At 72.1% G+C, this 4,393-nt stretch carries 8 protein-coding genes; 1 reads left to right on the forward strand and 7 read right to left on the reverse strand.

Annotated elements, in window-relative coordinates:
• Window positions 1-183: 183 nt before the first annotated feature.
• Window positions 184-468, reverse strand: coding sequence for a hypothetical protein (locus QM633_RS10910; protein WP_415153785.1), 285 nt, complete (start codon window positions 466-468; stop codon window positions 184-186).
• 231 nt (window positions 469-699) lie between these two features.
• Between QM633_RS10910 and QM633_RS10915 the strand changes: the two genes are divergently transcribed.
• Window positions 700-1,104, forward strand: coding sequence for a PEP-utilizing enzyme (locus tag QM633_RS10915; RefSeq protein ID WP_415153786.1), 405 nt, complete (start codon window positions 700-702; stop codon window positions 1,102-1,104).
• Between the two features lie 131 nt (window positions 1,105-1,235).
• Here the strand turns inward: QM633_RS10915 and QM633_RS10920 are convergent, their stop codons facing one another.
• The 6 genes from QM633_RS10920 to QM633_RS10945 form a co-directional block, all read right to left on the reverse strand.
• The gene (locus QM633_RS10920) at window positions 1,236-1,655 is read right to left on the reverse strand and encodes a hypothetical protein (protein ID WP_415153787.1); all 420 of its coding nucleotides are present in this window, start codon (window positions 1,653-1,655) and stop codon (window positions 1,236-1,238) included.
• A 152-nt stretch (window positions 1,656-1,807) separates the two neighbouring features.
• Complete coding sequence (locus tag QM633_RS10925; RefSeq protein ID WP_415153788.1) at window positions 1,808-2,392, reverse strand: DinB family protein; 585 nt, start codon at window positions 2,390-2,392, stop codon at window positions 1,808-1,810.
• Between the two features lie 107 nt (window positions 2,393-2,499).
• Complete coding sequence (locus QM633_RS10930) at window positions 2,500-3,375, reverse strand: VanZ family protein (protein WP_415153789.1); 876 nt, start codon at window positions 3,373-3,375, stop codon at window positions 2,500-2,502.
• Window positions 3,372-3,527: a hypothetical protein gene (locus QM633_RS10935; RefSeq protein ID WP_415153790.1), complete on the reverse strand. Its 156-nt coding sequence runs from the start codon at window positions 3,525-3,527 to the stop codon at window positions 3,372-3,374. Before QM633_RS10935 ends, QM633_RS10930 begins: the two co-directional genes overlap by 4 nt.
• Before the next feature lie 117 nt (window positions 3,528-3,644).
• Window positions 3,645-3,932 carry a hypothetical protein gene (locus tag QM633_RS10940; RefSeq protein ID WP_415153791.1) on the reverse strand — a complete coding sequence of 96 codons (288 nt, stop codon included), beginning with the start codon at window positions 3,930-3,932 and terminating at the stop codon, window positions 3,645-3,647.
• A gap of 100 nt (window positions 3,933-4,032) precedes the next feature.
• The coding region (locus QM633_RS10945) for a hypothetical protein (RefSeq protein ID WP_415153792.1) at window positions 4,033-4,393 on the reverse strand (361 nt) is incomplete at its 5' end.

The raw sequence follows: 4,393 nt of genomic DNA on the forward strand, positions 1-4,393 counted from the left end.
GGCGGACGCGCCCGCCGACCCGTTCGCCGACGACGCCCCCGCCGGCGTCTCGGGCGAGGTGTGGGGCCGGTGGCGCGAGCGGCTGGCCCGGCACCTGGCCGAGCACGGCCACACGCTCTACAACCTCGACTTCGCCAACCCCGTGCCTGCCGACGACCCGGCGCCGGTGCTCGGCGCGCTGCGCTACGACCTCACCGACGACGCCCCCGACCCGCACCGCCGGCAGCAGCGCGCGGCGGCGGCGAGGGAGGACGCCACGGCCGCGCTGCTGATCCGGCTGCAGGGCTGGCGGGCGGAGCGGGTGCGCTCCCTGCTGACCAGGGCCCAGCACACCGGACCCCTGCGGGAGGACGCGCTGGCGGCGATGGGACTGTTCGTGGCGCCCGCGCGCCGGTTGCTGCGAGCGCTCGGGAACCGGCTGGTCGCCGCGGACGCGATCACCGAGCCGATGGACGTCTGCTGGCTCACCGTCGAGGAGGCGCGCGGACTGGCTGCGTCCCTGGACCGGGGCGATGACCTGCCGCGCGACCTGCGCGACCGGGTCGCCGCGCGCCAGGCGGTGGCCCGCGGAGAGCGCCTGGCCACGCCGCCGCAGTACCTGCCCAAGAACCGCACGATGGACGCCTTCGAGTGGATGTACCCGGCCAGGGCGGGCGGTCCGGTCGGTGGGGTGCTGACCGGCACGGCCGGCAGTGGAGGGTGGTCACGGCGCCGGCGCGCGTCCTGTCCGGCCCGGACGATTTCGCGTCCTTCCAGCCCGGCGAGGTGCTGGTCGCGTCCATCACGACCCCGGCGTACACACCGCTGTTCGCCATGGCGGCGGGCGTGGTCACTGACATCGGCGGGGTGCTCAGCCACGGCTCGATCGTGGCCCGCGAGTACGGCATCCCCGCCGTCCTGGGGACGGGCAGCGCCACCCGCGACATCCGTACCGGCGAGGAGATCACCGTGGATGGATCGGCCGGCACGGTGCGCCTGCCCGGTGCGACCCGGGCCGTGGACGAGCCGGCGGGCAAGCGGCCCTGGCTGCTGGTTGCCGGCGGCGTCGCGCTGCTCGTCGCCCTCGTCGGCCACCGCTGGTACCGCGGGCGCCGACGGCGCTGAGGCCGCGGTAGCCCGCCGTCATCGAGGCCACGGCTCGCGTCCAGGGCCCTTGTCCGGACGGTGGCCTTCGACGCGGACGGCGGCTCTCGTGCGCGGACGGTGGCCTCGCCCGGAATCGCGTGCCTGCCGGGCTACTTGGCGCCCGGCTTCGTCCCCTTGCAGAGCTTGGGACTGTCGCTGTGGCCGAATCGGTAGTCGTACTGCTTTCCGCCCGCGCTGACCACGACCTGCATGCCCTCCACCAGCGCCTGGGTGTACATCTTTCCCGGCTGGGCGCAGCCCAGCGCTCCGCTGTTCCAGGTGACCGAGCGCGCGCTCACGACCTGCACGTCGTCGGTGGGGACGCCGCGGTTCTCGAGGTCGGCGAGGATCGCCGTCCAGCGGGCGGCGGGGACCGCGTTGCCCGCCGACGATCCCGGGGACGCACTGGCCGGGGTGCCGGGAGAGGCCGGTGGGGGAGCGGCCGGGGTGGGAGAGTTCATCGGGATACCTCCGGACGAGCACCCGGACAGCAGGACCACCAGCACCGCCGCCGCTGCCGCTCGCCTCATGTCGTCCTCCTGGGTCCCTTCCAGCTTAGGCGCGGTGGCCTCCGGGACGCGTCGGCGGCGTGGAGACGACCGGCCCGGGCGGTCACAGGGGGGAACGAACCGCGAGCGGTGGACCGGCCGCCGGGCCGGCGGCCCAGCCCGGCCAGCGGGCCTCAGTCGGTTGCCGACCGGGCGATCCGCTCGAGCTTCGCGACGTGGTCGCGCCAGGCGGCCGCGTCCCAGGTGGGCAGGTTGCTCACCTCGGCGCGCAGGCCGGCCGCGCCGTCGATCGATTCCCTGGCGAGGTCGGCGTGCCCGGCGTGCCGGTGCGTCTCGGCGATCATGTGCACGAGGATGTGGTGCAGCGTCACGGTCCGCCACTCCGGTGGCCACCACGGGACGCTGCCCTCGGCGTCCAGTCCGAGTGCCTCGATGGTGGAGTCGGAGGTCGCGCACGCCGCCCGGTAGCCGGCGACCACGCTCTCGATCGACTCCTCCGCGGTCGCGTAGAGGTCGCGGTGGGGATCGTCGTCGTCCTCGGAGAGTACCCAGGCCGGAACGTCGTCGGGGACGCGGTCGAAGGTGATCCCGAAGTACCCGTACTCGCACGAGGTCAGGTGCTTGACCAGGCCGAGCAGGTTGGTGCCGGTCGGGGTCACCGGACGCCGCGCGTCGTACGGCGACAGCCCGTCCAGCTTCCAGACCAGGGCGTCGCGGCCGCGCTGCAGAGAGTTGACCAGGCTGAGCTTCTCGTCCATGTCGGCCACCCTGCCAGCCCACGCCGACACCGGGAAGCCCCGGGATGCTGCTGATCTCCCCACTGGTCATCGTCGACTTCGCACTTCGTCCGGCTTCTCGCTACCCGCTAACGAAGGCGTTGGGTGCATTGGCTGTCACTTCCGAGTTCGGTGGTGAAGCCGTGGGTGTCCCAGTGTGCCGTGACGCAGCGGGTGGTCCAGTAGAAGGTCCAGGTGAATCGCTGGAGAGCGACGTGGCTGTCGCTGTAGCCGTCGTTGGTGGGGGTGCGGTTGGTTTTCCAGAAGGCTTCGAGCTTGGGCCCCCAGGTCTGCTGGTCGCGCGTGTAGTCGCCGACCGTGGTGCCGGCGAACATCGCTTCGAGCTGCCGGGCACCGGACGCTTGGATCGTGTCGGCACCGCCGATCGAGATACCGAGGGCGAGCCCGACGGTGACGGCGATGGTGACGGCGAGCTTCGCGAGCCTGCGGCCGTCGAGTTGCCTGCTGGTGATGGCGTCGCGGATGAGCAGGGCTGTGGTGGCGAGGCCGGCCCCGAGCAAGGCGCCCAGGGTGTTGGCTGCGATGTCGGCGAGGTCGTTGGCTCCGACGCCGAGGAGAGGCTGGATGATCTCGATGACCAGCGAGAGCAGGGCGGCGGCACCGGTGACCCGGAAGGGCGCTTTCCACAGCAAGGTTGCGAACAGCCCGAGGGGAAGGAACAGGGCGATATTGAGAGCGGTGTCCGTACCGAGTTGGCCGGAGATCAGCCGGTCCAGGGGCCACTGGGTGAGGCATTCCCAGCACGCAGCATTGGGCGGATCCCGCAAGAGCGTGACCTGGACGATTCCGCCCAGCGACACGGTGGCCAGAAGGAAGAGCAGTCGTCGGTGCACGGTGCCCAGGCGGCGGCGAAGGGCCGTGGTGAGACCGATGGCGACGACCAGGATGATCGCCCCGTTGATGGCCAGGTTCGGAGTCAGGAAGATACTGAAGTAGTTGCTCATGCGTTGGCGCAGTTCGTTGCGACGTCGTCGCGTAGGGGCTCGAGGTCGCCGGTGGCGACTCCCTTTTGGATGCCGGTGAAGAGGGTGTGGCCGTTGTCGTCGATGTCGTGCTGCCAGGTCACGAGGAAGGCGTCAGACCCAGGGGAGGGCATGACGGCAGCCTAACCTCCATCCTGTGGGGGCTTGGAGCTCGTGGTGGGGATGCTCGGTGGTCGGTGGTGTGTCGCGCACTGGACGGTTCTGGGTGTTCATCGGTTCCGCTGGGTCGCTCAGGTGACGCATTGGTGGGCTGCCTTGAGCGCCTGTGTCCCGTACGGTGCTGGGCCGCCGTCCCACGTGCTGGGGGAGGTGATCTCGGCCAGGTGCAGGGCGTAGGAGACTTCGTCGCCGGTCCTGGTGACACCGGTCTCCCATGCCAGCCACACCGTGATCTGGCCAGATGACAGCTTGGTGGCGATCACGCGGTAGCTCAGACCGGCTGCCACCGCAGCGCTCTGCACCACGCCGGTCTCGGGGTCGACCGGCAGCGGACCCGGGCTCTCGATGGCCGATCTCACATGAGCGCCGTCGCACGAGTCACAGGAATCGACGTCACCCCCGATTCGCTCCCCGCCGCCCGGGCGACCCTGCCAAACCTGACCGCCATCCGTGAACTCCTCAGCCGAGAGTTCTCGCCTCGCGGGCGGCCGCGCGGCTGCCCGCGGCGTCGCCCAGCCGCCAGCGCAGCCCGACCAGCGCCTCGAGGGATGCGGCGAGTTCCGGGCGCAGCGAGGGGTCCACCGCGGCGAGCGGACGCAGCACGTCCGCCAGCCACTCCCGGGCCGCGGCGACCCGGGCCGGATCGTCCCCTGCAGCGCGCACCGCGTCCCTGGCCCGGTCGAGCTCCACCGCGGCAGCGAGGGCCACGTCGGGGTCGACGGCGGGACGGTGCTCCTGCGCCAGCAGCCGGCGGCGTGCCTCGGCCGCCGCGCGCGACGCCTCCTCCTCGCGTGCCGACCGTGCGGCTGCCCGCTCCGCC

The sequence above is a fragment of the Propionicimonas sp. genome, assembly GCF_047606205.1.
Taxonomy (GTDB): Bacteria; Actinomycetota; Actinomycetes; order Propionibacteriales; family Propionibacteriaceae; genus Propionicimonas.

Excerpts from the sequence above, each read along its gene's own strand:
- QM633_RS10920 (WP_415153787.1), bottom strand. The coding sequence starts at position 1,655 with ATGAGGCGAGCGGCAGCGGCGGCGGTGCTGGTGGTCCTGCTGTCCGGG.
- QM633_RS10925 (WP_415153788.1), bottom strand. The coding sequence starts at position 2,392 with ATGGACGAGAAGCTCAGCCTGGTCAACTCTCTGCAGCGCGGCCGCGAC.
- QM633_RS10930 (WP_415153789.1), bottom strand. The coding sequence starts at position 3,375 with ATGAGCAACTACTTCAGTATCTTCCTGACTCCGAACCTGGCCATCAAC.
- QM633_RS10935 (WP_415153790.1), bottom strand. The coding sequence starts at position 3,527 with ATGCCCTCCCCTGGGTCTGACGCCTTCCTCGTGACCTGGCAGCACGAC.